A 24,174-nucleotide genomic window follows, 5' to 3' on the forward strand; every position below is an offset into this window, starting at 1 on the left:
TTTTAATGTTGGTTGTAAATAGATGTTTTGTAATCTAGGAATTGATGTAGGACTGATAAGGCTTCCTTAGCACTTAAAACTTCCTGTTGGCTATCATAAGCATTTAAAACCTGATGAATCGCTCTCATTATATCTTCTCTTTTCTCCGTTAACTTTCTTTCGGCATCTTGTAAATATTCCAGTGTTGGCTTCTTTAACTTCTCTTTGAGTACAATAAAATGGGCTTTAACTGCCATACTCAAATCTGTTTCTTTCTGTTGGTACTCATATAGGTAACTTGCTCTTAGTTGCTTTAGATTTTCATTAACATCTGAATCCTGTGAAGATTTAATATGTTGAAGCTTCCATTTATGTAGGTAGGACCCCATTTTAATGGGAACCGTCATAGACACCGTTTGCGGACGATAATGAATATTTTGAGCCAAAAATGCTCCATATTCATCGAAGATGGAATTCTGTTCGTACAGAGACAACAAATCAAAATTCACACCTTTTACCTTTATAATGGTGATTAGAGCATGTTCCTTTAAATAAATAAAATCGGAATATACCCCCTCAATTGGACTAATATCATTGAAGGAAATTTCTTTCTCGCTCAAACTATTCACTCCTATTTCTCTTTTCATTTAAAAAGAAGACTAATTTAAATACTTATCTTTCGGTTTCACAAAGTATATTTTCTTTTTCTTTTGATAGTCAAAAAACTCTTTCACGAAGTCTTTTGCTCGAATGTTATCCCTGAACTTCACTGGTCGATAGTTCACATAAACTACTGGTATGACAATGATTGATACAATAAAGACTGCCTTTATCAGCCAAAATACAATGGAACTATATGGTGGAATGGCACCTATTCCTACCGAAATTAATAAGGCTGGAAGGATATAAACGAGTAATTCCTTTAATGTCATGTTGGCTAAAATTTTATATTGATTGTCTACGTTCTTCGGGAAAAACCACTTACGTCCTCTTTTTTCATTGCCATCTAACATTTCTAACAATGCTTGTTTGACTTGATCTTGATCCATACTTACAACTCCTTAAAAAATAAGAGAAAGCCCTTAAGCTTTCTCTTTGGTTTTTATTATTGGAATAAAGAATAAACCCAAGGTGCAATCCAGATAATCGCCGCAGATGCCGCCACAGCTGCCAGTACTCCACCAAGTGCTTTCCACATTTCATTTTTCACATGAGGATCATCAATGCTTGGCAAGTGTTTAACGATGATTTTCAATGCAGCTGCGATACCAACGATAACAACAATAGCTGTTAGAACGGTTTGAACGGCAGTGGCTGCGCTTTTCAATTTACTTTGAACACCACTTGTAGATTGTGCTGCAAAACTTGCATCAGGTAGTAGCATAAACAACAAGCACGCAAAAGCTACTAGAAAAATAGGTTTCCAATTGATATTCTCAAACTTTTTAATAGATAACATTATAAATAACTCCTTCTTAAAGCAAACACAGGCCTGCTTGTTTCCATTTTTATTTTTGTATTTTATATTTTTATAGTTGTAACTGTAATTCTTTTTTTTGTTTCCCTTCGACTTTGGGAGCATCTGTTTTCCCTTGTTGAAGACTGTTTTTCAGCTCATTATAGATAGATTGATAGACTTCAGGATGTTTGTTTTTTACAATATTCACAAACGTCTTTAATCCATCATTTTGTTTTTTTAGCTGTTTCATCAAAGCATCAGTTGGAACTTCATTTCCTCTCTTAAGAGAATCAGGTACAACTTCAGGAGCCTTTTTAAGGGCTGGGGAATCCTGTGTCTTGATGTATGTTTCAAACCTTTCTTTTGTCTTTATAGGTGTTGTCGTTTGTTCCATTTCACGGATGATTAAATCCTCCATATGAAAGCGATCTACTACTTTACTATTTCCAAACCAATTTTCGTTTCTAGAATCAAGGAAGTGATATTCTAAGACCCCATCACCAGTATGTAAATCTACTGTTAACGCATGATGGTTGTCTGAATGTTGGTGTTCTTTCAACTCTAAAATTAAATTGCCACCCTTTTCATATTCCTCCACTACTGTCGAAGGAATATAATCACGCTTTCCGTTCAATTCTTCTATATAGGGAAAAAGAACTTGTTTTACAGACTCCTTAGAATATCTATAATCAGGTTCTTTTTTTGACACTTCGTTTGAATCCTTCTCCATACTGCCTGTTTTTTCAATAATAGAATATTTCCTATCTAACGTATCAGTAAAGCCTTTAATTTTGTCATTGATTCTTTGTACTTTTGAAGCAACTGTATTATGAATATCCAACTTGATATCATGGACTTTATTCTCAATGCCTGAACGCACTTGCTCTTTTGTATCCAACATTATTTGCTTTAAACCATCTGTTAAATTCGTGAAGACTTTTTTCAATCTTCCAACCAGGTTCATCTCTAGCGTAGGAATATCATTCAAGGATGCTTTTTCCAGCTTCTCCGTGAATTCTGTCAAAAGCTTTTCCATTCTTAAAAACTGTTAATCTAATAAAGCCGCTATCGCAGGTTCCTTTTCGGATGAATACCTTTGCTTCTCCAAAACATCCTTTATTTCCTGGACACCCTGATGTACCGTATCTACAACAGGATGAGTTATTTTCTTTTCCATCTTCCTATATCCCCCTCCTATCAGTTTGAGAAGCATGTTAAATTCTTTTCTATCACCACCTTTAAAGGAATAGGTGTTATCCCTTATAATTTTTCATTATTTTTCTTTGTCGCCATATAATGAAGACAAGTACAAGAAGTACGGTAAAAGCTCCTATCAATGTACCTACAAGCAACCCGTTAGAATTGCTTTCCACCACCATTTTTTCATCCTCGAATGTTTGTTTTTTTACCTGGTCTACTTCTTTATTCGCAATAGAAAAATCAAAAGATTTTTTGCTACTGTTGTCTTCAAAAGTAGTTTCTACAGATGCTTTGTAATCCCCACTGGATAAATCTCCATTCCAAGGGATTTCTAAAGTTGTCTTTGATTTTGGAGCTAACTGCAAGTTTGTTTCAAAATCAAAGACCTTTGAAGCATCTTTTAAAACAGTAATATTGATTTTTCCTCCATCTACTAAAGCAGCAATATCATTTTCCACATCAATTTTTAAATTACCGTCTTCTTGTCGCACAGCTTTAACAAAATTCTTAGCTAATGATTTGTTATCAATCGCAGCTGGCTTTCCTATCGTAAATTCAATAGGTAGTATTTTCTCAATTTCATAATTGGTTTCAATTGTCCCTGTCTGTTTATCCTCCTTTCTAATACTCGTAGATTCTCCAGATTGTTTTTCTTTAAAAGAAATAGCACCTAAATAGGTGCCATCTTTTAAATCATTCGTGTCTAAACGAAAGGGAATAACCTTCTCTTCGTTAGCATTAAGTTCTACCGTTTCATCAATACTCAAATGGGAGACCACATCATAACCAACCTCAGTATATTGTCCACTGTTCAATTCTTTAACAAACCCAATAGAACCGCCACTTTCTGTATTGGCATTTAAAGGTAGTGCACTTAGTGTAATAGCTTTATTGGAATCATTGCGAATACGAAAAGAGAAAGAATAATTGCTGTCTTCTTTTAGTGATAATTGAAATCGGCCTGTTTGATTTGGATTTTGATTATCGTCGTAGATAGGAGTTATGATGTAATTACTTCCTATTGTTTGATCGTTGTCTTTGGCAAAAGAAATGGAAGGAATACAGAGAAGTAAAATGGCTATTATTAACGTTATTTTTTTCATATCTATTGTCACCCTTTCTTTAAGCCAGAAGTATCGCTCCTGGCTTTCTATTATGTATTACAGCCCTTGAACCACACTAAATGTAATTGTCGTTTCATAAGGTGTCGGAGTTGTTGGATAGTTGATTAAATCGACCATGTTTTTGTTTGGTGTTATCGTTGTCGTTATTTCGTTTTCTGCATTTATAGTGGTTATTCCTGATTGTGTTCCACTGTATAGCGTGGCAGTCATCCTATCTATTACTGCACCTGCTACCGTTCTTGTTATATTACTATTGGAGATTGTTTCAGAAGTCACACGATACTGAATGGTATTTCCAACGATTGCTGAAGTTCCTGATTTAAACCCTCCAGCTGGTGCCTTCTCTGTTAAAGGAGTGGCAGATAACTTCAATGACCAGGAACTATTAGTCCCTGTAAGATTTTCTACTTTAATTTCGGGAAACTTTGCTAACACTATTTTTTGTGTTTCTGCACTTACAGTTGCTAACGGATTTAATATTTGTGGATTACTAATGGTTAAATAGATTCCTTGGCTTTGCACACCAGCTGTCGCAGTAGTTACATATTGCTCGGCAGCATCCACTTTGGAATGAAAAAAGAAGAAACATAGAATAAAAGAAGACAAAAGAGAAATGACGCTCTTTTGTCTCATACTAGCCTTACGCATTACAGACCCTGCACTACGCTTAGTTTAACTGTTGTTTCATAAGGAGTTGGACCACCTGGATAGTTAACCGGATCAACTGTTACCTTATTTGGCGCAACCGTAACAGAGATTTCATTGTCTGCAGTTATGCTTGTAGAGCCACCCGCATTGCTTCCGTAATATAAAGTAGTGGATGTATCTCCCGCAAGGTTAATAGCCGTGAATCCACCAAATTGTACGTTTGGATTTGAAATAGTAGACGAGTTTGTTTTCAATACCATGGAATTAAAAGGCTTTAATGCTGTTGTTCCCGATTTGAAACCGCCAGATGGTGTTTTCTCCGTTAATTCCGTCGCACTCACTTTCAAAGAAAAATTGGAACCCGTACCCGATAAATCTTCCAAATTAATAGTAGGAATTTTTCCAATGATTACTTTTTGAGTAGCCGTACCCACTGTAACTGTTGGGTTTAGGTCTTGAGGACTTGTTAAGGAAACATTATATCCCCCACTTTGAATACCAGTAGAAGCCTTTGTTGTTGCTTGTTCTGCCGCAAATGTGGCATTTCCTCCACCAAATAGTAACCCTAATGACATAATTCCTGTTAATGCTAAAGCGCCAATCTTCTTATTCTTTTTCATTTTTTTGTTCCCCTCGTAAGTTAGTTTTGTTTTATCCAATTGTGTTAATTTTGTCATTCATGACGCCGACTAAAGACTGGAATACTTCGGGTAGTGCCACTACTAAAATACTTCCGATTGCTACCCCGATAATTAGTGAATAAATACCATTGATACTACGATCTGCATTCGCTTCAAAACTCATTAAAAAAAACATCCTTTCATTTTTAGAATTAATTATCCGATTGTGTTAATTTTTTCGTTCATAACATCCACTAGAGATTGGAATACTTCGGGTAATGCAACCATAAGAATACTTCCGATTGCTACCCCAATGATTAAAGAGTAAATACCATTGATACTACGGTCAGAATTCGCTTCAAAACTCATAACTATCACCTCCTTAAAAGACAAAAAACACTATCATAGTTAGTGTTTTCAATAAGATTTATTTAAATAAAATGGCCTTATAGTCAAGCTTTGCGAACTCTTTGAAAACCTCCATATAATGAAAGGAAAATTCCAAGAATACCGCTAAGACTGCAACTCCAGCTATCATTAACATATTTCTAACACCGTTTTGCAACGGAGCCACCTCACTTAACCATACTTATTGCACTTCCCCTAGATGTGACCAATTGATCTGGCAAGTCGAAGAAAAACACTTCAACGTTTCCTGTAACGATATACTCTACTTCTAATCCATATGCTTGCTTCTCAGAACCAGATAAACTCGTCACTTCGAATTTGCCATCATAGAACTTATTGGAATACTCCTGAATGTTTTGAACCGATGTTGCCGTTAATCCACCATTTCGCTCAATCTGTCCATCTATATAGGTTTTAAAGTCAGATGATTGAATATAACTCACAAAAAATATGGTTATCGCCATTAGAAACATCACAAAGGCCATTAACATAATCTGTAGTGAAAACTCGCCAGCTGCATCTTCAGCATACATGTACTATAATCCCCCCCTTCTCTTAAAGGTTGTTCATATTTCGACTAAAGATATCAAAGGCAGCACCAGCCATATAACCAACCATTGGAATGAAGTTCACCATGGTAATTTTGGTTGGGTACATATAAAAGGTTCTTTCTTTGTGTTTTCGAATATCTTCGATACCCCTCATCATTGCTTTTCTTGCGATATCGCTCAACTCATCAATGATACTGCTGTCACTTGTATGGTTCGTGTAGTTATAAAGTGATGTCATAAACGTTCGAGCCTCATCCGTTCCACCAGCAGCTACTTCCGCAAAATGCATATACGGTTGAACACTTTGAGGGTTTTCGGTGATATCAATTATTAAACGATAGAGATTATTTTTGAACTCTCCCTCCTCTAAGCGATTTAACAGCTTACGAAACGTTTTAATAACGGAATCATTGGAATCCTGTAAATAGGTAACGATTAAACGCTGGAAAACATACCAGGATATTTGCTTCTCATACACGAGACCGTTATATTCGTGTTTTTCCTTGGTATACGCATTTCTCCATGAATAAACGAAAAATATGACTCCCAACAAGGATAACCAAGGGCTAATAAGTAAGGCTGGAATAGCAGCTGCCAAAGTAGATATCAGCGCATTTCTCATCCTTCGCTTTTGGAAGAGATAAAACTCATATTCTCCAAACCCTGACTTTTCCACCATCTCATATAAATCTTGTTCCGCAACCAGATGCCAAAACCGTTGCATCCTGGTTCTTTCAATCTGTATCTCTACTACTTCCTCCACATTTTCACCTCCATCACTTCATCATCGGCCAAATTCATTTGAAGAGAATGAAAATAGAAACATAAAGCACCGATAAGAATAGCACTACAACCCCACCCAATGACGTTATGCGCATAATAAAGTAAATAAAAATCAAAACCTCGGGCGAAAGTCAAAATCCCCACTACGATTAAAGGATAAATGGTAGTAGCTTTAAATTGTCTTTTATACAAAACCTTATTGTTTATAAACATGTTTCGTTGTTCTAACACATCATTGTGCCAAGTCTTTAATTCTTTAATCTTCTTAATATCTGTTCTTCCTTCTAAGGAAGCAGTCACCAGGTTGTCCATAAAAAGACCAAAAACGAAGTCACTCTTGTATTTATCCTTTAATAAATTAAAGGCTGTTTGCACTTGTTTGGGAGTAGCATCCATTAAATCAATGATAAGCTGATCTAATTCTTTTTTTAGTTCACCTTTTGTAATTTCTTTAGCACACCATCTTAACGTCGTTACCACCGTTTCGTCTGGATTCGCTAATAAGCCAGTCATGGTGTTGATAAACCTATTTCTCTGAATCATGGATTCCTGTTGATAGATACGCTCCACACTAATTTTCATTAGTATAATGAATCCATAAGATACCCCCACAATTCCAGCAATTATGGACAGCCACCAATAATAGGTAAGAACATAAATACTGAAGAAACTGACCATAAAAGGAACCACTAACGCCGTAAAGATTTCCTTTTTCATTAAGGGATTTCCATAGGCCGTACGATAAGCATTTAGCTCATCGATACTCATTACTTTGCTTTCACCGAATAACTTCATGCTTCCTCATCCCTTTTAAAGCCTTCAAAGTCAGAACCTAATTCATGTATGCGTTCAAAGAAGTCTTTACTTAGTTCTCCATACGTAACTTCTAATGTTCCATCTTTCTTCATTCTTTGCTTAAAGACTGTTGTGGCCGTGTGATCCCCATGAAACTCTACAATCTCGCCTAGGAAACGTCTGCCATTAATCTTTTTCAAATGAATACCAAAGTGTACATAGCTATAGATATCATCCAAGAACATCTTATCGTCTACTTCATATCCCGATTTGGCCATACCAAGTAATCGTTTTGGAATAGCTCTGGCATCATAAGCATGAGCAGTCGTCATAAAACGGTGTCCTGTCAAAATACCCTGTAACATCTGGTATACTTCTTTCCCAAGAATCTCCCCTACGATAATCCAAACAGGATGACTTCTCAGTCCAGCATACGCAATCAGCTCTTCGATGCTTACGCCCTCTGTGGCCAACCAGCTAAAGATATCTTTGTCAGGCCATAGTTCTTTGGCATAAATATCAATGGTGGATTCAATCACTGCCATCCTTTCTTTAAAAGGAACATAACTCATTAATAGCTTTTGAAATTCCGTTTTTCCTGCCCCTGTCTCTCCTGCAATAACCATATTGGATCTCCCTTTTACGGCAGCCTTTAAGAAATCTAGCACTTCTAACGGAGCAAAGTTTTCAAAGTTCTCTTCATTCAATGCCATGTATGGGCGAGAAACACGAATTGCCATTGTCGTTCCACTTGGAGCATTTTGCTTGTGAACCGCATTTAAGCGCATGAAATTTCTACTGGTATTTAGAATAGGATTTTTGCTAGATATTTCTTTTCCCGTTGAATTAGAGAATTTCGCAATTAACTTGAGTACAACGTCTTCACTTATAGAATCATCCAGGTACTTTTCTATTCCATTTCCTTCTACTATTAATTTCGTTCCATCGAATCCAATATCGGTTACTCGCTTATCGTCAATTAATTCTTCAACGAACCCTAAGCCTACTAGTTCCCGAACGACCGATTCCAGTTTTCCTTCATCATCTAAGATGGAGCCATGCTTGGCAGCAATAATCTTCTTTAAGACTTCTCTGGTTTCCAAATTAGCAAATGCTTCTTGAAACTCTTCTGCATGGTGTTCTCTAAGTTCCTGTTTAATCTCTAATAAGAGATCTTCTGAAATTATCATCCTAAGTCCCCTTTCCATTTATATAATGGTTAACTTTCTGTAGTATTCGTTGTGTTAGTAACGTAAGTAGTCTGATAGGTTGCATCTTCCTCATCTGTGACTTTTATTTTTACTGCCTTTAGGTAACCCGTATCTGTTTTTAAATAAGCAAAGTCATAATCTTGCACATCCACTTTTACATTGGACTTCTGAAATTGTTCCTTGAATTTTTGTTCAAAGACTGTTTCATCAATCTTTATTCTTTCCTCATCTACTCTGGAGCTAAAATCCATACTTTTATTAAGCGCCAGCGTCGTTGCTTCGTTTAAAATATCGTTTAAGTCGTTATATCGATAACTCTGCATGGAATAAACACTTACCGTTGTAATAGCGATGATTCCGAAAAGAAAGAGAATCATCCATTTTGGAGCATGTCTCATTTGAAGAAGTCCAATTTATAACCGAGTAATAACAGCGTTGTAATAAGCAAAATAATACTATACGTAGTAAAAAGCACCTTATCTTTCTTCACCTTGGCGAATTTAAACCTTGTGACAATAGAAATCACCATTAGAATTCCACTAGCAGCAAGCACAAACCAAAAGTAATCATTTAAAATATTTAACACGTTTTTTCCTCCTAATAAAAAAGAAGCCTTCTTAAAAAGGCTTCTTTTCTTTTAATTATTTGTTATCCAATCCACATCTGATTGTATCCATCCATACGGTAAACCTTCAGGAAAAGGATTATCTCCATTCACTGGCATTAGCAGAATGGCATCTTGTTCAATTGTTTCAGAATCCATATGAACCAACATATGAGCAAACACTTCAATCTTATCTTCTACCTGAAGTTTCACCTTGTTTGCCCCAACCTCTGTAGATTGATAAGAAACGTCAAATGTACCTAAGTCATTCCAAATTGGCAGGTAGAACTTATTCCCGCCGTCTCGAAGTTCTCTGGTAATATTACTGTCTTTATTGGCTACTTGTTCATCTGTAAAGAGATTACCTGTCAGTTGTTCCACATTCATGTGTGGAAAGATAAACTCATTCGTTCGAATAAAATCACCATTAACTTGTTTTGACGTTTCCTTATTAAGTAAATCTATTATCATATTTGAACCTTCCGTCGGATAATCGAGATAGGAATCTCTTAAACTATCTGGAGCATAGAAGGAAAGATTATTTTCAGCAACCTTTGTCGCAAACTGATAATCGGTTCCAAGTTCATTATGATAATCGAACGTCACCTTGGTTTCGATCCCATAACCGGTTCGAATCTTCTTTAAAGGTGTAACCTTATAGTTAATGGTTTCATAATAGGACTTCATATTTGTTTCTGGCGTCTTTTCTGTCATCACCACATAGGATTTACTATTTTCAGGTGTAGTCTCTCTTTTTACATCGAAGGTAACTGTCCCCTCAAATGCTGTATATCCTTTGGTTGCAAGGCTATCTTTTCCTTTTATTACATCAAAATCGTTTTTATTAAATCCCTCCAGTTTCACTGTATATGTCTTGTTTGCATTTACCGTTAACTTGTCTTTAGGAATTTCAAATTCTAAGTAATTAGGAAGTTTGGAAGCTGTATATTTCTTTTCTGATATCTTCGTAGATCCTTGATACAAAGAAACGTTTATTGTTTTATTCGTATCTTCGTAATCTTTTATTTTCGTAATATCCCCTTTGTAATTGCTTACTTTTGAAAGATAGACACGAACTGGTAATCCTTCCTCTGCTTTAGCCGTATATATTTGAACCTTTTCTAAGCCCGTTTTAATTAAAGGCTTATCGTAGTAGTAATTAATTACAAGGTTGTTTGTTCCCATTACTCCACTTTCGGAATCCCCGTCTGTCTTTACGTATCGAAGGGTATATTCCCCATCTTTAATCGTGATTGGACTCTCGGAGTATTGATCCTTTTCATGTATATAGTAGGTTTTTGTTTTTGCCACTTTTTCGCCAGTTCTTTCATCCAAGTAATTAACGGTCACACTTCTTCGAAGCTTATAGTCGAATGTGTGCGAAGCATCGTTATTATGTGGTGTTAAGATGGAGATCGTATTGTTGCCAAACAAATCGTAAATTCTATTACCGCTGAGCTCATGCGTTTCTGGTGCAGTAAAATTATTGGTTGTCCCTACTTTATATCGTTCCTTGATATGATTGAACACATCATTTTGTGGATACATGTTTTTTTCCCACACATTTACCCATACATAAGGATCATAATAAAGCGTTATTGTTACATCTTTCCTTGGCATGGTTCCTGACTTCGCCGCAGAACCTCTTAACTTATAGGCAATATCGTTATAAGTAATATCTGTTCTGGCATTAAAACTGTACTTCTTGCCTACTTTGTACGTTCCAATTGTATCTGTTTTTTTAATGGTTTCACCTGTTTGAAAGTCTTTGTATTCTGCTCTAACATCCCATGCCGTTGTGTAATAGAACGTTACAGTGAAGTTCTTATCTGGAACAGTCCCCTTCTTAGACTGATCATCATCTAAAATTGCTTCCTTCCCATCAGATTTAAGACCAGTTTTAGAAGATACTGTATAACTATCTCCGATGGTGACTGTTTTCTTCTCCCCTAATATCTTTTCTCCAGTTTGTCTATCCTTGTGGTCAATCCACATGGTTACTTCCTGCTTTTCAAACTGCGCTTGAATACGTACAGTATTATTAGGATCAGTAAACCACTCACCATAACCTAACGTCTGATAACCTGTCGACTTAGGTTTAGATACTATTGGTCTATAACCTTTTAGGCTACCAGCTTTTTCTCCTGTATCTATCTTACCTGCGTAATCAGATGGTGCCTCAAAGTGGAACCAGTCTCCGCCTGCTACTGTTACAGAACCACCACGTTTTGTTTTCCCTGTTGTTTCATTTACAAGTTTAACTTCATCTGGAATACTGAATGTTAAAGTATTGTTCTTATCTGCTTGGTACTTAGTTGCTTGTGTTTTTTGTACACCATCTTCAAAATTTATAATACTGAACCGGATGTCTGAAAGTGAACTAGAACTTGCTTTTAATTTTGTTCTAACTTTTCTTAAATTAGATATAAATTCAACACTAAAAGGTATAAATTCCCTTGTTAAAAGCTACGAATCTTTAAGTGAGAAAGACCGTGAGTATTTAATCACAACCTTTAATTCTATTACGAATAAATGATTATAGATGAATGGTACTACTTTTTATTCATTTTGGGGAGGAGTAAAATATTACTCCCCCCCTTATTTTTATAAGACAGATTCATTAAGTTTTTTTCTTATAATTTGTAATTGCTTCTTAATAGTTGTTACCGATTTAACTAATTTATCTGCCATTTGATTGTTTGTTAACCCTTGTTTTTTCAGCCTATACACTTCATTTTCTATTGGTGTTAGTACTCTTGTTTTTCGTTCTAATTTCAACTCTTTCATAACAACATTGAAAATATCTGAACGTATATTAACTTTATTTTCATTGGCTTCTCTTATAACATTAGGTATTTCTTCATAAGAACTTTTACTTATAAAATTCATAGCTCCATTATCAAATGCCTCTAGAATAATGGCTGGATCTTCCCATGAAGTTAACATGATTATTTTATCTATACCTGACTCTTTCAGATGTTTGGCTACCTCAAGTCCGCTTAAGTCTCCACCTTTAGTTAAATTAACATCTAAAAGAGCCACATCTACATTCGAATAATCGCACTTCAATGCTTCTTCTTTCGTAAAAGCTTTTTGTTGAACTGTTAAATCTTCTTCTTCTTCAATAAAATCTACAATCCCATTCATCCAAACAGGATCATCTTCTACTAGTAACAACTGAATTTTATCCATAGGTCATTTCCTCTGCCAATTTTTTTATTTTTTTCTTTTTATGCTGCACTGAGACAATCCGTTTTTTAGGCAAGAATAATCTAATGCTTGTTCCTAAGTTTAATTGACTATCTACCACTATATCTCCACCATGTTTAGCCATGACATTAAAACAATAGGTTAAACCTAACCCAAAGTTCTCCCCTTCTTTTTTTGTGCTGTAGAAAGGTTCTACTATTTTTGAAACATTTTCTTTTTTTATTCCTTTTCCATCATCTGCAAATTCAATATTTATCCCTTTCTTTGTTTGATTCACATTGATAATTAATGTCCCTTTGTAATTCATGGCTTCTAGAGCATTTTTAACAATATTTATGCATGTCTCCTCCAGATGAATAAAATCCCCATAAAGTTGGACATCCACATCCAATCTTTTTATCACCGTAACGCTAAATAAGTGAGGTTTCATTAAATCAAGAGATGACTGAATTAAATCACTCAATAAGAACTTTGTTTCTTTTAGTTCCATGATGCCCAATTTCCCTTGTATTCGACTAGACAGTTCCAACAAATGCTGGGTGGAATTTAAAATTAAGTCGAGACTTTCTATTGCATTATTGGAGACATTTTTTTTCAATTGTTTGGTTACTAAATCAATCTTACTCATCTCATTTTTTATCGTATGATTCAATAAGGTAGTTCCTGAAGTCACAGCTTGCATAGTAGAGCTAAGCCTTTGCTTTTCAAATTTAATTTTCACTCCTAAAAAACCATATCGGGTGCTAAAATATATAAAGAATAAGAACTCCGTAATCATAATTAAAGGATTTAGCTGCCATCCTCCCCTAATCCCAAATACCGGTAAAATAACATTTGTTAATAAAACAAAAAGGAATAAAGGAACAACAATGATACAAGTAATCATCTTATGATTTTTAACCGTTGTTCTTTTTTCTCGAAAAACAGAGAGAATCAATAACAGGCATGTAATTAAGATATAAGGGATAATCCAGAGAGCAATGATGGAAAAGTTCGTGTTAAATTCAGGATAGATAGAAAATGAGAATATTGGCGTGTATGCAAGGATAGTAGGTATGACTAAAAGAATCTTTCCCATCCTTTTCATTCTTTTGGTTTTAATCATATCTGTATATAATAAGCCGAATATTAGAATGACATAAGGTGTCCAGTAATGCCCGATGGATGTAGAAATCCCATCCAACATAATAATCCAATCCGGACGGTCAGCACTTTTTCCTAAAACAATTCCTAATCCTCCAAAACCTTCACAAAAACCCATATAGCTTCCCCAACGTGTTTTTTCTTGCTTTATATTAACTAGTAATAAGATGACTGCCATCAGCCAAGATAATAAAACAAAAGATATCATGTCCGGACTCCTATTGAGTTATCTTGAATAAAAGATAATTTATCTAGGAAACTATATTTTTGGAATATATTCCACCTTGACTTAAGTTTATGTTGAGCTCTAGATGTAGTGTTATGCAAATAGTGGAGATCAGCAGGAGTATTTACACTGCGATTATAGAGTGGGTAATAGTTCACAATGAATTCTAGCCATCTTATTTGATTAGGATAGATTCTATCTAACTTATTCGAAGAATGATTACTACATCCGATACAAAAATTAGGATGTGTTTTTATATTTTTATTTTTTTTATTTGTTATATCAGATTTATCAACTGAAAAAAACATATTTGTAGCCTCCCTTTATAGATTATTTCTATAAAACTTTCCTATTTAGGAATATTTACCCGTGTATATTATACCATTTAACTAAAGACTATCTATTCCTAATCAGATGAATTATGGGCATTTTTACCACATTTAAACCTAATCAATGCGTATAATATGCACATTATAGAAAATTCTCTATATAAATTATATAATTAATACATGAATACAATAGGTGATCGTTTAAAAGTATTAAGAAAAGAAAGACATTTAACACAAGCCGAATTAGCTGAAGAGCTTCACTTAACTAGGTATCAGATCAGTAATTATGAAACTAATCAAGTGGTCCCAGCTTTAGATGCCATTATAAATTATTGTAAGTTCTTTAATGCTAGAGCCGATTTCTTATTAGGCTTAGATGAGCACTACGACAATGCTAATTTAGAACAACATACGCTACAGCAGATAGTACGTTCAGCAAATAGATTATCATCGGAAAAAAGAAACAGATATTTGAACCAGGTTAGGTTGTACGCTATTTTTTTAGAGAGACATAAAGAAACGTTATAACTGCTTTATATATTAGTCTGGATATTGAATAGCACAGCATGTAAAGAAACAATAATTTATAAAAATCAATATAATAAGAAATACAAGTAATAATAAAGAATACAAATAAATATAAGGAAAAATCACAAAAAGGCTGGAACTCATATATACCATGGGTTTCAGCCTTTTTACTTGATGATTAAAATACTATATTCACAGTTTGCACATACGTTCAAATACTATATTCATATTTCACATATTTTGAAATACAGCCTTTCTTAAACTAGATAACTGGAAATACAGTTAGTATATTTAACATAGCTTGAAATACATTAAAATTTAGCAACACTTAGTCTCCAATTTATATTTTTTACATAAAATCAGTAGTTGAAACATACGGTTATATGAATTATTAAAGGGAATATGTAAGAATACTATTCTAAGGGCATGACAAAAAGCCCTTTCTCCTTAAAAAACTTTGAAAAGGCTTAAAAGATTATTAGATTTTTTAAATTTTTAGTTTCTACTCTTTTCTTCTAGAAAGTAAGGATAATAACCATATAGCTTATGGTAAGTGTGACTAATCTCAATTACATCGCCTTCATCCATAAAACTTTCACGAAATTCATGAAGTGCTTTGGTAAACTGCCTATTTGCATAAGCACCAATAGATTTAATAGATGTTAACAGCCCTTTAAGGTGTAGCTCTTCCAGTGTATCGGCTACGGAAGAAATCGTGTAGTTTAGCATTTTTTTCGATAAGTTAACCACTTCAAAATGCATAGAGTAGTTCACCATTCTGCTTATAGACTTCTCAATGTCTTTTATTTGACGAAATTTCAAAGGTATATTCGCATTTTTGATTCTTGCAGCCATTTCTTTTTTACATGCAGCAAATGTCTTCCTTTGACCTATTTCATTAATTTTTTTAAAACACACGCTGTTTAGAGTGAAATCAAACTTTTCAATGCATACTTGTATAAATTCTCTTCTTCTATTTTGACGATTTGGAGAAGGTTGTTTTATTTTTTTCTCTACTGGAACAAAAGAAAATACATTTTTAATGATAGATAAGTAGTTTCTTACTCTTTTTGCTGTAGTGTTTAGAGTTTTCTTAAGATAGGACATCGTTCTATCCCCTTTAACCAACTCCACATCTTCTACAGTTCTACGATTAATCCCAATTTGTCGTTGAATATACTCACACAGTTTCAACAACAGGATTGGTCCTCTTTGATAACGCTGTTTAATTAATTGGCCAAAGATTTTTTCCTGGAATAGAGCCATTGGTATATGGAAATAGGATGATTTCTCTTCACTGTAACTAGTAATCAAATTATTATATTTACCGTAATCAACGATTTCATAATGCATGTCTTGTTCTGTATGTACTTCCGCTATGTAATTTCTTTCTAGTAATTTATCAAATGCTTTTTTTACTGTTTCATATGTAAGATCATGGTCTGTTGAGATATTAGAAATACATAATTGTTTGCGTTCGCTTACAGCAGGATCTTTTGTAAGTGAACGAATTTGTCCCATTTCATCTGTGTATAAGTGAAGAATCATAAATAAAGAGATTTCAGAAGTAGTTATTGGATTATATGATAATTCTAGGTCGTATTTAACGATTTTATCCAAATGTTTTTTGAAGAATTTAACCCCATCAATAGTAAGGGTTTGAGGTTTTGGCGGTGGTATTAACACTGACATATTACTTTGCTCCTTTTTATACAACAAAAAGACGATGAACCCTTATAAAGGAAAACATCGTCAATTTTTGTCAAAAAAAGCAGACACAAAATAGACATTTTAGCAGGATTTTGTTTTGACTTTCTACTTATATTCATGTAAACTATCGATATAAGTCGATAAGACAAAAACAGACTTCCTGTCAGTGTTTTCCCTAGTGCTTTTAGGGGGAACCGTCTAAGAGTGTGGGGACACTACTTAGATGGCGGGAGTCTTTTTTTATTGTCATTCCGATTTAGTTGAGATTAGTATAGCAATAAAATCCAGCAGATGCAATACGTTTACAAGGATTGAAACTTTGTCTATTACTAATATTTTCTATTTTCTACTTAAACCCTATTGATTCTCTCCTTTTTTTCTGTATTTAAAACTCCTATTAAATCAATAATATATTCATATAAATGAAACACCCTGAATAAAATTTATTATTCAGGGTGTTTCATTTATATTTTTATGTACGTAAAATTTAGGTAGTAATCAATTTGTTCTTTCGTTGCTGACTAATTTCATTGTATATTTCATCCTGGCGATTATCCCATATCTCAATTGCTTCTTCTTCTGAAACATACTTACTGAAAAATTTTATGGCCGGCTGTCTTAACATATAAATTGGCATATGTTCTATACGCTTAACCCTTCTCTTAGGGACATTATCTTTTATAAACTCTCGAATGGCTTCTTCGACTGGGTCAATAATCAATTCTGGTTCATGTATTTCGTCTTCAATGGATTGAGCATAATCTAGTTGTATTGCTTTTATGGCATAGCCTGCTCTTTTTTTTATGTCTTTTCTAGTCAAAACATAATTTATATTCCTTCTGATTTGATCCTCTGAAAACTCTTTTATTAACCATTCGATTTTATCTGCAGATATGCCTAGATTAGATAATAGAATTTGTAAATCATCAAAAAGTGAAAGTTGCTTATCTTCTACTTGTTTAGATTCATCTAGAACTACTTCTATCAATTGATGAGAGTTACTATTAATAATAAATTCGATACTGGTTACTTTTCTTCCAGTCTTAATTTCATTAAACATGAAACTAATGTCTGTATTATTGTTTACTTCATTCTGGGCCACTAATAATACTTTGCTTTTAAAATGTCCATATTGCTTATATTTAGTAGGTTCTATTCCTAAAAATGCGCGTAATTCCATTAGTGTTAACTTTCTTTTTTTAATTCTTTCATACTGTTTAAGTAGTTCATATATTCTAATTGAATAGACAGAATTAAGACGTACAACATTCTCAAGTTGATAGGATGTAAACTTATCTTTTAGTTCTAGAAAAAAACCTTTTAATTCAGGATGGAATTGTAGAGTTATATAGCCTTCATTGTCTTCATATATAGAAGTAATTACCCAACTATAATTTCGTTGCTTACCATCCTTTTTTATCGTTAGAACCTTTGTTTGAAGGCCATTGACTATTTCTCTTAGGTAAGAATAGAATCCGGTTCTTTTTGAGTTTCCGATAATCTCTATAAAATCTCTAGCCCTGAAACGATATGTTTTTAATGTCTCATCACTTGGCTGAACTTTAGAAGCCATTACCAGCAGAATACGCTGCTCTTGTAAGGATAATTTATATGTACTTTCAATTAACTCATTTGATTTGGTCACCCAGTTTTTTGTACTGATACTATCGAGTTCATTTTCATTATCAATAATTAAATCATCCATAGAATCCTCCAAAATAGTTATACTATCACTAAATTATCATAAGGTGATAGTATTGTAAACTAACCATGGAATCATATTTAGTTTAACCATTGAAATACAGGACTAGATGACAAGATTTTAACTATCACTAATTTTGCGTTCTATGCTTTTCTATTAGAAATGCTTGCAAAATTGGTGATAGTTAAGCTAAATATCACTATTCAATTAGAAAACTATCACTCTTTATAGATAAGTAGCTTTTAATAGAAGAATGATAGACTATCTAAAGATCACAATTTCGTAAAAAACTTATATAAATGCAGAGTAATTAGTGCTTGTTACAACTAAATAAGCGCAAAATTAGTGATAGTTAATTCGTAAAAGACTTAATTACGCAAAATTGGTGATAGTTAATTCGAATCTTTCAAACGCAAAATTAGTGATAGTTAGAAATTCTTATGCGCAAAATTAGTGATACTTAAGGTGATTTATTTTAAATATCACCAAGAAAAAACGACATTTTCTGCGTTTTTCTTTTGTAATTCTATAATTTAAAGCAAGATGCGCAAAATCGGTGATAGTTATTAAACGTTACATATCCAAATTTAATAAAATAATTACTGTAGATGAAGTATTAACAAAAAAATAAAAGTGATACTTCCCCCGCAAAATTAGTGATAGTTGGGGTTTTAAGCGTAATTCACACGCTAAATTAGTGATATTATCGCGCTAAAAACGTGATAGTTAACGCAATTTTAGCGATATTTGACGCGAAATTAGTGATACTTATACGCAAAATTAGTGATTCTTAACGCTAAAAACGTGATAGTTAACGCTAAATTAGTGTTCATTCACGCAAAATTAGTGATAGTTAAACCTCTTAAACCCTTGCTATTACTACGTTATTCGACACCATAAAACATTTAAAACAATATAATAAATTAAAACAATATAATAAAACATTAAAACAAGAATATAATTGTTAGTTTGTTCATAAGATTATAAGTTGGTTTGAATTATCTGTTTTAAAAAAAAATGAAATTCGTTTGCTTATTACTTTTTCTACGTGAATATTTCTTTTTAATAACTTTTCCAGCTAAATTTTGTGATAGTATAAATTGCTTTTGTAATAGCAGCATTTTTAAATATCACTTTTGACACAATTAATTATCTCCTTATGAAAAGTCCCCTTCTTCTATTAGAACTTAAATTAAACTTAAAAATATTAGGTGAACTCTCTTCTGCAATATCTATATATCACATCCACATCCACTAAATTAAAAATACAAAGTGATCTTTAGTCTCAATGCAATCTTTATAAAAATACAGTTTTATTCAATCTTATTATTTGAACAACAATATTTGCTGACAATTTTCTATTTTGCAATACACAATTGGATAGCTTTCACTATTAAACTTACCAAGCACATTGTTTCAAGGAAACTATATTTAGTATATTTTTACTCTACAAGTGATTGTTACTTCATATATGAAGTACTTTTATTCTTAGAATAGGATACATGTAGAAGTCAAAATAACAAAATAATTTAAAAACAACATTGCATACTTATTGCATGCAAATAAGCGAGTATAAAATTGGTATGTATGCAAATTGCATGCGTATAGACAAATATACTTTGACAAATGTATGCAATTTGCATACAATAGATAATAGAACATGTACTATTATTAGGAGGGAAATCCATGGCAAGATTCGTATCAATTGATATAGGAAATGACGCAGTAAAAGGATATTTAGGAGATTTAGAAAATAAGATATACATACCAAACGTTATAGCTGATTTAAAAGATCGTGACATAGTTGAAATGGAGAAAGAACCATTAAATGCACTTCATGTTGAAATAACTTCGTCTGCATTAAAAATTAAAAATGGCTCATTCGCCGTCGGGAAATTAGCATCAAAATACCCTAACAATGATGAGTTAACACCTGAACAGGACAAATCAGAAAGTGATCAACCTATTGTATTATTGCTAACAACCTTAGCCTACGATGCAATAAGTAAATTTAAAGAAGAAGATGGAGTTATTGAAGCAACATATTATCTTTCAACAGGATTACCATTAGATGAAACAAAAAAAGGTAAAGCAAAAGAGTTTAGAAAGAAACTGAAGTCTGCTCAACATGAAGTGAAGTTCCTTAAAACTCCTAATTTTGAAAATAAAATTGTTAGAATTAAATTTGAGCAAGTGATAGTTAACACGGAAGGTTTTGCAGCATATGTAGACTTAACTACAAATGACAATGGTTCTACAAAAAACGAAGAACTACTTGGCAAAACAATATTAATTAATGACATTGGTGGTCTATCAACGGATTCAGCAATTATCACAAAAGATGCTGAAGTAGACAATGAATATAGTGATGGAATTAAAAAAGGTGTTTCCACATACTTAGATAACATCATAAAAAGAGTTTATTCTACACACAAATATACTATAAAAAGCCGACGTTCTTTAGTAGAAATAATAACTAATACAGATTCAGAAGAACAATATCACATTTGGGTAGACGGTAACAGAGTATCAATTAAAGGTATTGTCGATGAGGAATTATCAATATTAGCAAAAGAAGAGTACAAACTAATTAAAGAACTATGGAGAAATGTACCAGATACACGCTTAGCTTACCAAATTGGTGGTGGTTCGGTAGTATTAAAACCTTATTTAACAGAAATAAATCAAGCAGATAAGAATTATCCACTTCGATTTGTATCTGCTGAGGAAAGTGTATGGATGATTGCTAGAGCTTACTTCAAAATCTTGATGATGTATGCAGATAGTAAAGGTATTTCTATTAATGAAGCAGCTGCTTCAAGTGAGTGATGAATCGTGGGTTTTTATGAACCAGGTAAAACAATATCTTTCAGATTACCACAAAATACACCTAAGTCAGTCATTGAACATCTAAACAAACGAAAAAGTGAATTAGGGAGAAATTTCAGCAGTGAAATTGCTCCCCTGTTTGTTAATTCAATAGATAATTCATTTGGATCAAATCAGGCTGATTCTATAAATATCCCCCTTCCCTCTAATTTAAGTTTAGAACAGAGAGAATGGTTAAATTCATCATATACTAAAACGCTTTTAAGTCAGTTAATACACCAAGTTGTTAACCACCAATTAACCTCCCCTTTTTCTTTTGACGGAGATGGTATTCAAAATGTTAGCAAACAAACAGAAGATATCGAACCAGAACAGAAATCATTTAAAGTAAATTCAACTACAAGCAGTTTTATTCAGAAAACTTTTTTGAATTTCGACGATGATGACGATGATTAATCCCCTCTTTGTGGGGATTTTTTATTGAGTCAATTAATAGTTTATACTGTGAATAATAAGGGTTTTAAAGTAAAATTAGTATAAAGTCACTCTACATATACGCTATAAACACCTAGGACTTCTTGGAATTGTAGTCTATAGTTGTTGTGTGATTTATATATAGAACACACATTTTGGCTACAATTAGTTCATTTGTTGATTACTATTAGTACATAAAATAGTAGGTTTTTAAAGTTGTACTCTATAAGTAATCTGTTGTCTATATGTGAATCACTTAGAGTAAGTCATTAGTCAACTAATTGTGGAATAAAGTTAGTTTACATACAAGGTGTGTGGTCTATAATTTTTGTGTGAAATACAACTATCCCATATTTATAAATCGATATTCTATGGTTTGCAGGGTACTGTTTAGTAGTTGTAGAATACATTATTGAGCGCATTTAGTTGTAATAAGTAATTTTGGTATAAAAATACCCAAAAAGAGTTATAGATTTATTGGATGTGGTCTATATATATGCTGGAGTCTATATTTGGATTACAAATTATAAATGTTGTGTTGAGACTAAATACTTCGTTTTAGTTTACATAATATAAGGAGTTGGTTTCATTGAATTATTGGAAAATAAGTGATTTTACAGAACAAATTAAGTTAGCGTTTGAGCACGAAAAAATCCATATGAATACAATTGATGGATGGTTTAAAGCTCTTGAGAGTAAAAGGATTCATTATGTTATGCGGACAGAAGATACTAAAGAAAAAGTTTATGATGATTTGGATTTACAAATAGCAATATTTATAAAAAAACGTAGAGAAGAAAAATGGTCCTTAGCAGCTATATATGACGATCTGGCAAATCATGTTGAACTAAGGGGATTCCCTGCTGATGAAGTTGGACCCGTAGCGTTTGAAGGTGATTTTGAAACATTAAAAAAACAAATAAGTGAAGAATTAAGGCAAACATTTAATCAAATGGCAGCATCACAAATCGAGGAAATAAAAAAACATTATGATTCAATAATAGAGAAAATACCAAAACTCCCATCACCAGAGGAGCAAAAAGAAACAAGATTTAAAGAAATGGTAGTAAGAAGAAGAGTAGAAGCTGCTCTTGAACATGAAGCTATTGAAATGTGGTCTACAAAATCAGAAAGCGAGAGATATAAAAAGGTAGGACTATTTAGGAAAGAAGAAGACTTTAATAAAAGGTATGAATTCATTAGGAATTATATAAATGAAAATTATGAAGAAAAGTTAAAAAAAGAATTTGATCTATAAGTGGAGCAACTTTACTAGTTATGTAGTATTTTAATGTACCTAATGTACAAGAAATTAATTATAAAGTGGTGCATTGAGAAATTCATTAGAATAATTTCCTATATAAAAGCCGTTGGAATAAAAAATAAAAGGTGGAATTTTCTTGGAAGAAAAAGATAAAGCCATGTTAAATGAAAAAGCGTTAGAGTATGCAAAAGGTACGGCAGCTATTGAAGGTTTATATTTATCTAAAGAACAAGAAAAATTAATTAGAGAAAAGGCGGAAGGGAAAATTACTCACGAAGAATTTATTAAAAAAGCAGTGGAGTTAGCAAATGGGAAATAGGCCTTCAAAAAATTGGTATCCAGGAACAGAAGTATTAATAAATAAATTTAATATTAAAGATGAAAAAATATTATCTGAACTTGAAAATACATTAGTTACTGAACGGTTGCGTGAACTTTATATTAAACCATTAAATGGATCCTTTGGTATGAAGCATTTGCAAAAAATCCATAAATACATTTTTCAAGATATATATTCATTTGCTGGACAAATTAGAGATGAAACAATTGGTAAGAATTTCACTAGATTTGCACCTGCAGGTAATATTGTTTCATATGGAAACACCATAATGAAACAGTTGAAAGATGAGAAGTCTCTAAAAGGATTGACTAAAGAAGAGTTCTCAGAAAGATGCTCTTATTATTTTGGAGAAATTAATCTTTTGCACCCATTTCCAGAAGGAAATGGGAGAACACAGAGAGAGTATTTTAGGTTATTAGGACTGAAAAATGGATATGAAATAAACTGGTCTATAATTGCTCAGGAAGAGATGTTAAAAGCATCTATAAAAGCACAATTGGATGATAAGGCATTTGTAAATATTTTTAACAAGATAATAGCAAATGAAGAACCTAAACAAGAACTTATTAGACAATACAAATCTCTATCTAAACAAAAAGAATTAGAATTATGATTAATTACATTCTCTAATTCAATAGATGGAAGGGGAGGTTTGATATAATGAGCAAGGTAATTAAAAATACGATTTAAGAGATGAAGATAAGCTGAATGAAATAGAACGTCTAATGACAACTAATAGAATTTATGAACTACAAATTAAACCATTACATAGATCTTTCGGCATAAAGCATTTACAGAGGATTCATAAATATATTTTTCAAGACGTATATCCTTTTGCTGGACAAATTAGAGACACGTTTTTAAGGAAACAAGAAAGTAAATTTTGTCCTCCAGATAGATTATTTCTGTTATGAAAGAATTGAAAGGCGAGAAGTAGTTCTTAAAAGGAATAGATAAAGAAACATTCTTAGAAAGAAGTTCCCATTTTTTAAACGCCTGTTTAACACAGAAAAAAGTTTTTATTAATGGCTTACAAT

At 32.9% G+C, this 24,174-nt stretch carries 27 protein-coding genes; 6 read left to right on the forward strand and 21 right to left on the reverse strand.

What is annotated here, in order from left to right; translation table 11 throughout:
* Window positions 1-2: 2 nt before the first annotated feature.
* From L8T27_RS26795 to L8T27_RS26880, 19 genes are all read right to left on the reverse strand, one after another.
* Window positions 3-599, reverse strand: a complete 597-nt coding sequence (locus tag L8T27_RS26795) for a TraC-like domain-containing protein (protein WP_248574504.1) — start codon at window positions 597-599, stop codon at window positions 3-5.
* Between the two features lie 39 nt (window positions 600-638).
* Complete coding sequence (locus L8T27_RS26800) at window positions 639-1,028, reverse strand: hypothetical protein (RefSeq protein ID WP_237944307.1); 390 nt, start codon at window positions 1,026-1,028, stop codon at window positions 639-641.
* 56 nt (window positions 1,029-1,084) lie between these two features.
* The gene (locus tag L8T27_RS26805) at window positions 1,085-1,438 is read right to left on the reverse strand and encodes a CagC family type IV secretion system protein (RefSeq protein ID WP_248574505.1); all 354 of its coding nucleotides are present in this window, start codon (window positions 1,436-1,438) and stop codon (window positions 1,085-1,087) included.
* Window positions 1,439-1,508: 70 nt separating this feature from the next.
* Entirely contained in the window at window positions 1,509-2,462 is a 954-nt protein-coding gene (locus tag L8T27_RS26810; RefSeq protein ID WP_248574506.1) for a hypothetical protein, read from the reverse strand.
* Between the two features lie 24 nt (window positions 2,463-2,486).
* Window positions 2,487-2,615 (reverse strand): hypothetical protein, encoded by a 129-nt coding sequence (locus L8T27_RS28850; protein WP_282581476.1) that lies wholly within the window; start codon window positions 2,613-2,615, stop codon window positions 2,487-2,489.
* Between the two features lie 76 nt (window positions 2,616-2,691).
* On the reverse strand, window positions 2,692-3,741 hold the full coding sequence (locus L8T27_RS26815) for a WxL protein peptidoglycan domain-containing protein (RefSeq protein ID WP_237944310.1): 1,050 nt from the start codon (window positions 3,739-3,741) through the stop codon (window positions 2,692-2,694).
* A gap of 57 nt (window positions 3,742-3,798) precedes the next feature.
* Window positions 3,799-4,410 (reverse strand): hypothetical protein, encoded by a 612-nt coding sequence (locus tag L8T27_RS26820; RefSeq protein ID WP_248574507.1) that lies wholly within the window; start codon window positions 4,408-4,410, stop codon window positions 3,799-3,801.
* On the reverse strand, window positions 4,410-5,030 hold the full coding sequence (locus L8T27_RS26825) for a hypothetical protein (protein ID WP_237944312.1): 621 nt from the start codon (window positions 5,028-5,030) through the stop codon (window positions 4,410-4,412). Before L8T27_RS26825 ends, L8T27_RS26820 begins: the two co-directional genes overlap by 1 nt.
* A gap of 31 nt (window positions 5,031-5,061) precedes the next feature.
* Window positions 5,062-5,214, reverse strand: coding sequence for a hypothetical protein (locus L8T27_RS26830; RefSeq protein WP_237944313.1), 153 nt, complete (start codon window positions 5,212-5,214; stop codon window positions 5,062-5,064).
* A 32-nt stretch (window positions 5,215-5,246) separates the two neighbouring features.
* Window positions 5,247-5,399, reverse strand: coding sequence for a hypothetical protein (locus L8T27_RS26835; protein ID WP_237944314.1), 153 nt, complete (start codon window positions 5,397-5,399; stop codon window positions 5,247-5,249).
* A gap of 206 nt (window positions 5,400-5,605) precedes the next feature.
* The gene (locus L8T27_RS26840; protein WP_237944315.1) at window positions 5,606-5,971 is read right to left on the reverse strand and encodes a hypothetical protein; all 366 of its coding nucleotides are present in this window, start codon (window positions 5,969-5,971) and stop codon (window positions 5,606-5,608) included.
* A 22-nt stretch (window positions 5,972-5,993) separates the two neighbouring features.
* Window positions 5,994-6,752: a hypothetical protein gene (locus L8T27_RS26845; RefSeq protein ID WP_237944316.1), complete on the reverse strand. Its 759-nt coding sequence runs from the start codon at window positions 6,750-6,752 to the stop codon at window positions 5,994-5,996.
* Window positions 6,740-7,567 carry a hypothetical protein gene (locus L8T27_RS26850; protein WP_237944317.1) on the reverse strand — a complete coding sequence of 276 codons (828 nt, stop codon included), beginning with the start codon at window positions 7,565-7,567 and terminating at the stop codon, window positions 6,740-6,742. Before L8T27_RS26850 ends, L8T27_RS26845 begins: the two co-directional genes overlap by 13 nt.
* Window positions 7,564-8,757, reverse strand: coding sequence for a CpaF/VirB11 family protein (locus L8T27_RS26855; RefSeq protein WP_237944318.1), 1,194 nt, complete (start codon window positions 8,755-8,757; stop codon window positions 7,564-7,566). The genes L8T27_RS26850 and L8T27_RS26855 overlap by 4 nt, the downstream gene beginning before the upstream one ends.
* Window positions 8,758-8,786: 29 nt before the next feature.
* Window positions 8,787-9,176 (reverse strand): hypothetical protein, encoded by a 390-nt coding sequence (locus L8T27_RS26860; RefSeq protein WP_237944319.1) that lies wholly within the window; start codon window positions 9,174-9,176, stop codon window positions 8,787-8,789.
* Window positions 9,173-9,364, reverse strand: a complete 192-nt coding sequence (locus L8T27_RS26865; protein ID WP_237944320.1) for a hypothetical protein — start codon at window positions 9,362-9,364, stop codon at window positions 9,173-9,175. Before L8T27_RS26865 ends, L8T27_RS26860 begins: the two co-directional genes overlap by 4 nt.
* Before the next feature lie 51 nt (window positions 9,365-9,415).
* The gene (locus L8T27_RS26870) at window positions 9,416-11,377 is read right to left on the reverse strand and encodes a hypothetical protein (protein WP_237944321.1); all 1,962 of its coding nucleotides are present in this window, start codon (window positions 11,375-11,377) and stop codon (window positions 9,416-9,418) included.
* Window positions 11,378-11,986: 609 nt separating this feature from the next.
* On the reverse strand, window positions 11,987-12,574 hold the full coding sequence (locus L8T27_RS26875) for a response regulator transcription factor (RefSeq protein WP_237944322.1): 588 nt from the start codon (window positions 12,572-12,574) through the stop codon (window positions 11,987-11,989).
* A complete protein-coding gene (locus tag L8T27_RS26880; protein ID WP_237944323.1) occupies window positions 12,567-13,943 on the reverse strand; it encodes a sensor histidine kinase in 1,377 nt (458 codons plus the stop codon). Before L8T27_RS26880 ends, L8T27_RS26875 begins: the two co-directional genes overlap by 8 nt.
* A 527-nt stretch (window positions 13,944-14,470) precedes the next feature.
* Here L8T27_RS26880 and L8T27_RS26885 point away from each other — a divergent pair.
* Window positions 14,471-14,818, forward strand: coding sequence for a helix-turn-helix domain-containing protein (locus L8T27_RS26885; protein ID WP_237944324.1), 348 nt, complete (start codon window positions 14,471-14,473; stop codon window positions 14,816-14,818).
* Window positions 14,819-15,313: 495 nt separating this feature from the next.
* Here the strand turns inward: L8T27_RS26885 and L8T27_RS26890 are convergent, their stop codons facing one another.
* Window positions 15,314-16,510: a hypothetical protein gene (locus L8T27_RS26890; RefSeq protein WP_237944325.1), complete on the reverse strand. Its 1,197-nt coding sequence runs from the start codon at window positions 16,508-16,510 to the stop codon at window positions 15,314-15,316.
* 505 nt (window positions 16,511-17,015) lie between these two features.
* Window positions 17,016-18,233: a replication initiation protein gene (locus L8T27_RS26895; protein ID WP_237944326.1), complete on the reverse strand. Its 1,218-nt coding sequence runs from the start codon at window positions 18,231-18,233 to the stop codon at window positions 17,016-17,018.
* A gap of 1,683 nt (window positions 18,234-19,916) precedes the next feature.
* Here L8T27_RS26895 and L8T27_RS26900 point away from each other — a divergent pair.
* The 5 genes from L8T27_RS26900 (at window position 19,917) to L8T27_RS26920 (ending at window position 23,750) form a co-directional block, all read left to right on the forward strand.
* A complete protein-coding gene (locus L8T27_RS26900) occupies window positions 19,917-21,059 on the forward strand; it encodes a ParM/StbA family protein (protein ID WP_237944327.1) in 1,143 nt (380 codons plus the stop codon).
* Window positions 21,060-21,065: 6 nt separating this feature from the next.
* Window positions 21,066-21,515 (forward strand): hypothetical protein, encoded by a 450-nt coding sequence (locus tag L8T27_RS26905; RefSeq protein ID WP_237944328.1) that lies wholly within the window; start codon window positions 21,066-21,068, stop codon window positions 21,513-21,515.
* A gap of 607 nt (window positions 21,516-22,122) precedes the next feature.
* A complete protein-coding gene (locus L8T27_RS26910) occupies window positions 22,123-22,791 on the forward strand; it encodes a MerR family transcriptional regulator (protein ID WP_237944329.1) in 669 nt (222 codons plus the stop codon).
* A gap of 142 nt (window positions 22,792-22,933) precedes the next feature.
* Window positions 22,934-23,116, forward strand: coding sequence for an antitoxin VbhA family protein (locus L8T27_RS26915; protein WP_237944330.1), 183 nt, complete (start codon window positions 22,934-22,936; stop codon window positions 23,114-23,116).
* Window positions 23,106-23,750, forward strand: coding sequence for a Fic/DOC family protein (locus L8T27_RS26920; RefSeq protein ID WP_237944331.1), 645 nt, complete (start codon window positions 23,106-23,108; stop codon window positions 23,748-23,750). Before L8T27_RS26915 ends, L8T27_RS26920 begins: the two co-directional genes overlap by 11 nt.
* The last annotated feature ends 424 nt before the right edge of the window (window positions 23,751-24,174 follow it).

Source organism: Niallia sp. Man26 (assembly GCF_022049065.2).
GTDB lineage: Bacteria > Bacillota > Bacilli > Bacillales > Cytobacillaceae > Niallia.

Coding starts and splice junctions, on each gene's coding strand:
- L8T27_RS26880 (WP_237944323.1), bottom strand. CDS start 13,943: ATGATATCTTTTGTTTTATTATCTTGGCTGATGGCAGTCATCTTATTA.
- L8T27_RS26875 (WP_237944322.1), bottom strand. CDS start 12,574: ATGGATAAAATTCAGTTGTTACTAGTAGAAGATGATCCTGTTTGGATG.
- L8T27_RS26890 (WP_237944325.1), bottom strand. CDS start 16,510: ATGTCAGTGTTAATACCACCGCCAAAACCTCAAACCCTTACTATTGAT.
- L8T27_RS26800 (WP_237944307.1), bottom strand. CDS start 1,028: ATGGATCAAGATCAAGTCAAACAAGCATTGTTAGAAATGTTAGATGGC.
- L8T27_RS26855 (WP_237944318.1), bottom strand. CDS start 8,757: ATGATAATTTCAGAAGATCTCTTATTAGAGATTAAACAGGAACTTAGA.
- L8T27_RS26830 (WP_237944313.1), bottom strand. CDS start 5,214: ATGAGTTTTGAAGCGAATGCAGATCGTAGTATCAATGGTATTTATTCA.
- L8T27_RS26870 (WP_237944321.1), bottom strand. CDS start 11,377: ATGTGGATTGACCACAAGGATAGACAAACTGGAGAAAAGATATTAGGG.
- L8T27_RS26835 (WP_237944314.1), bottom strand. CDS start 5,399: ATGAGTTTTGAAGCGAATTCTGACCGTAGTATCAATGGTATTTACTCT.
- L8T27_RS26920 (WP_237944331.1), top strand. CDS start 23,106: ATGGGAAATAGGCCTTCAAAAAATTGGTATCCAGGAACAGAAGTATTA.
- L8T27_RS28850 (WP_282581476.1), bottom strand. CDS start 2,615: ATGGAAAAGAAAATAACTCATCCTGTTGTAGATACGGTACATCAGGGT.
- L8T27_RS26840 (WP_237944315.1), bottom strand. CDS start 5,971: ATGTATGCTGAAGATGCAGCTGGCGAGTTTTCACTACAGATTATGTTA.
- L8T27_RS26815 (WP_237944310.1), bottom strand. CDS start 3,741: ATGAAAAAAATAACGTTAATAATAGCCATTTTACTTCTCTGTATTCCT.
- L8T27_RS26895 (WP_237944326.1), bottom strand. CDS start 18,233: ATGGATGATTTAATTATTGATAATGAAAATGAACTCGATAGTATCAGT.
- L8T27_RS26900 (WP_237944327.1), top strand. CDS start 19,917: ATGGCAAGATTCGTATCAATTGATATAGGAAATGACGCAGTAAAAGGA.
- L8T27_RS26820 (WP_248574507.1), bottom strand. CDS start 4,410: ATGCGTAAGGCTAGTATGAGACAAAAGAGCGTCATTTCTCTTTTGTCT.
- L8T27_RS26860 (WP_237944319.1), bottom strand. CDS start 9,176: ATGAGACATGCTCCAAAATGGATGATTCTCTTTCTTTTCGGAATCATC.
- L8T27_RS26885 (WP_237944324.1), top strand. CDS start 14,471: ATGAATACAATAGGTGATCGTTTAAAAGTATTAAGAAAAGAAAGACAT.
- L8T27_RS26850 (WP_237944317.1), bottom strand. CDS start 7,567: ATGAAGTTATTCGGTGAAAGCAAAGTAATGAGTATCGATGAGCTAAAT.
- L8T27_RS26805 (WP_248574505.1), bottom strand. CDS start 1,438: ATGTTATCTATTAAAAAGTTTGAGAATATCAATTGGAAACCTATTTTT.
- L8T27_RS26825 (WP_237944312.1), bottom strand. CDS start 5,030: ATGAAAAAGAATAAGAAGATTGGCGCTTTAGCATTAACAGGAATTATG.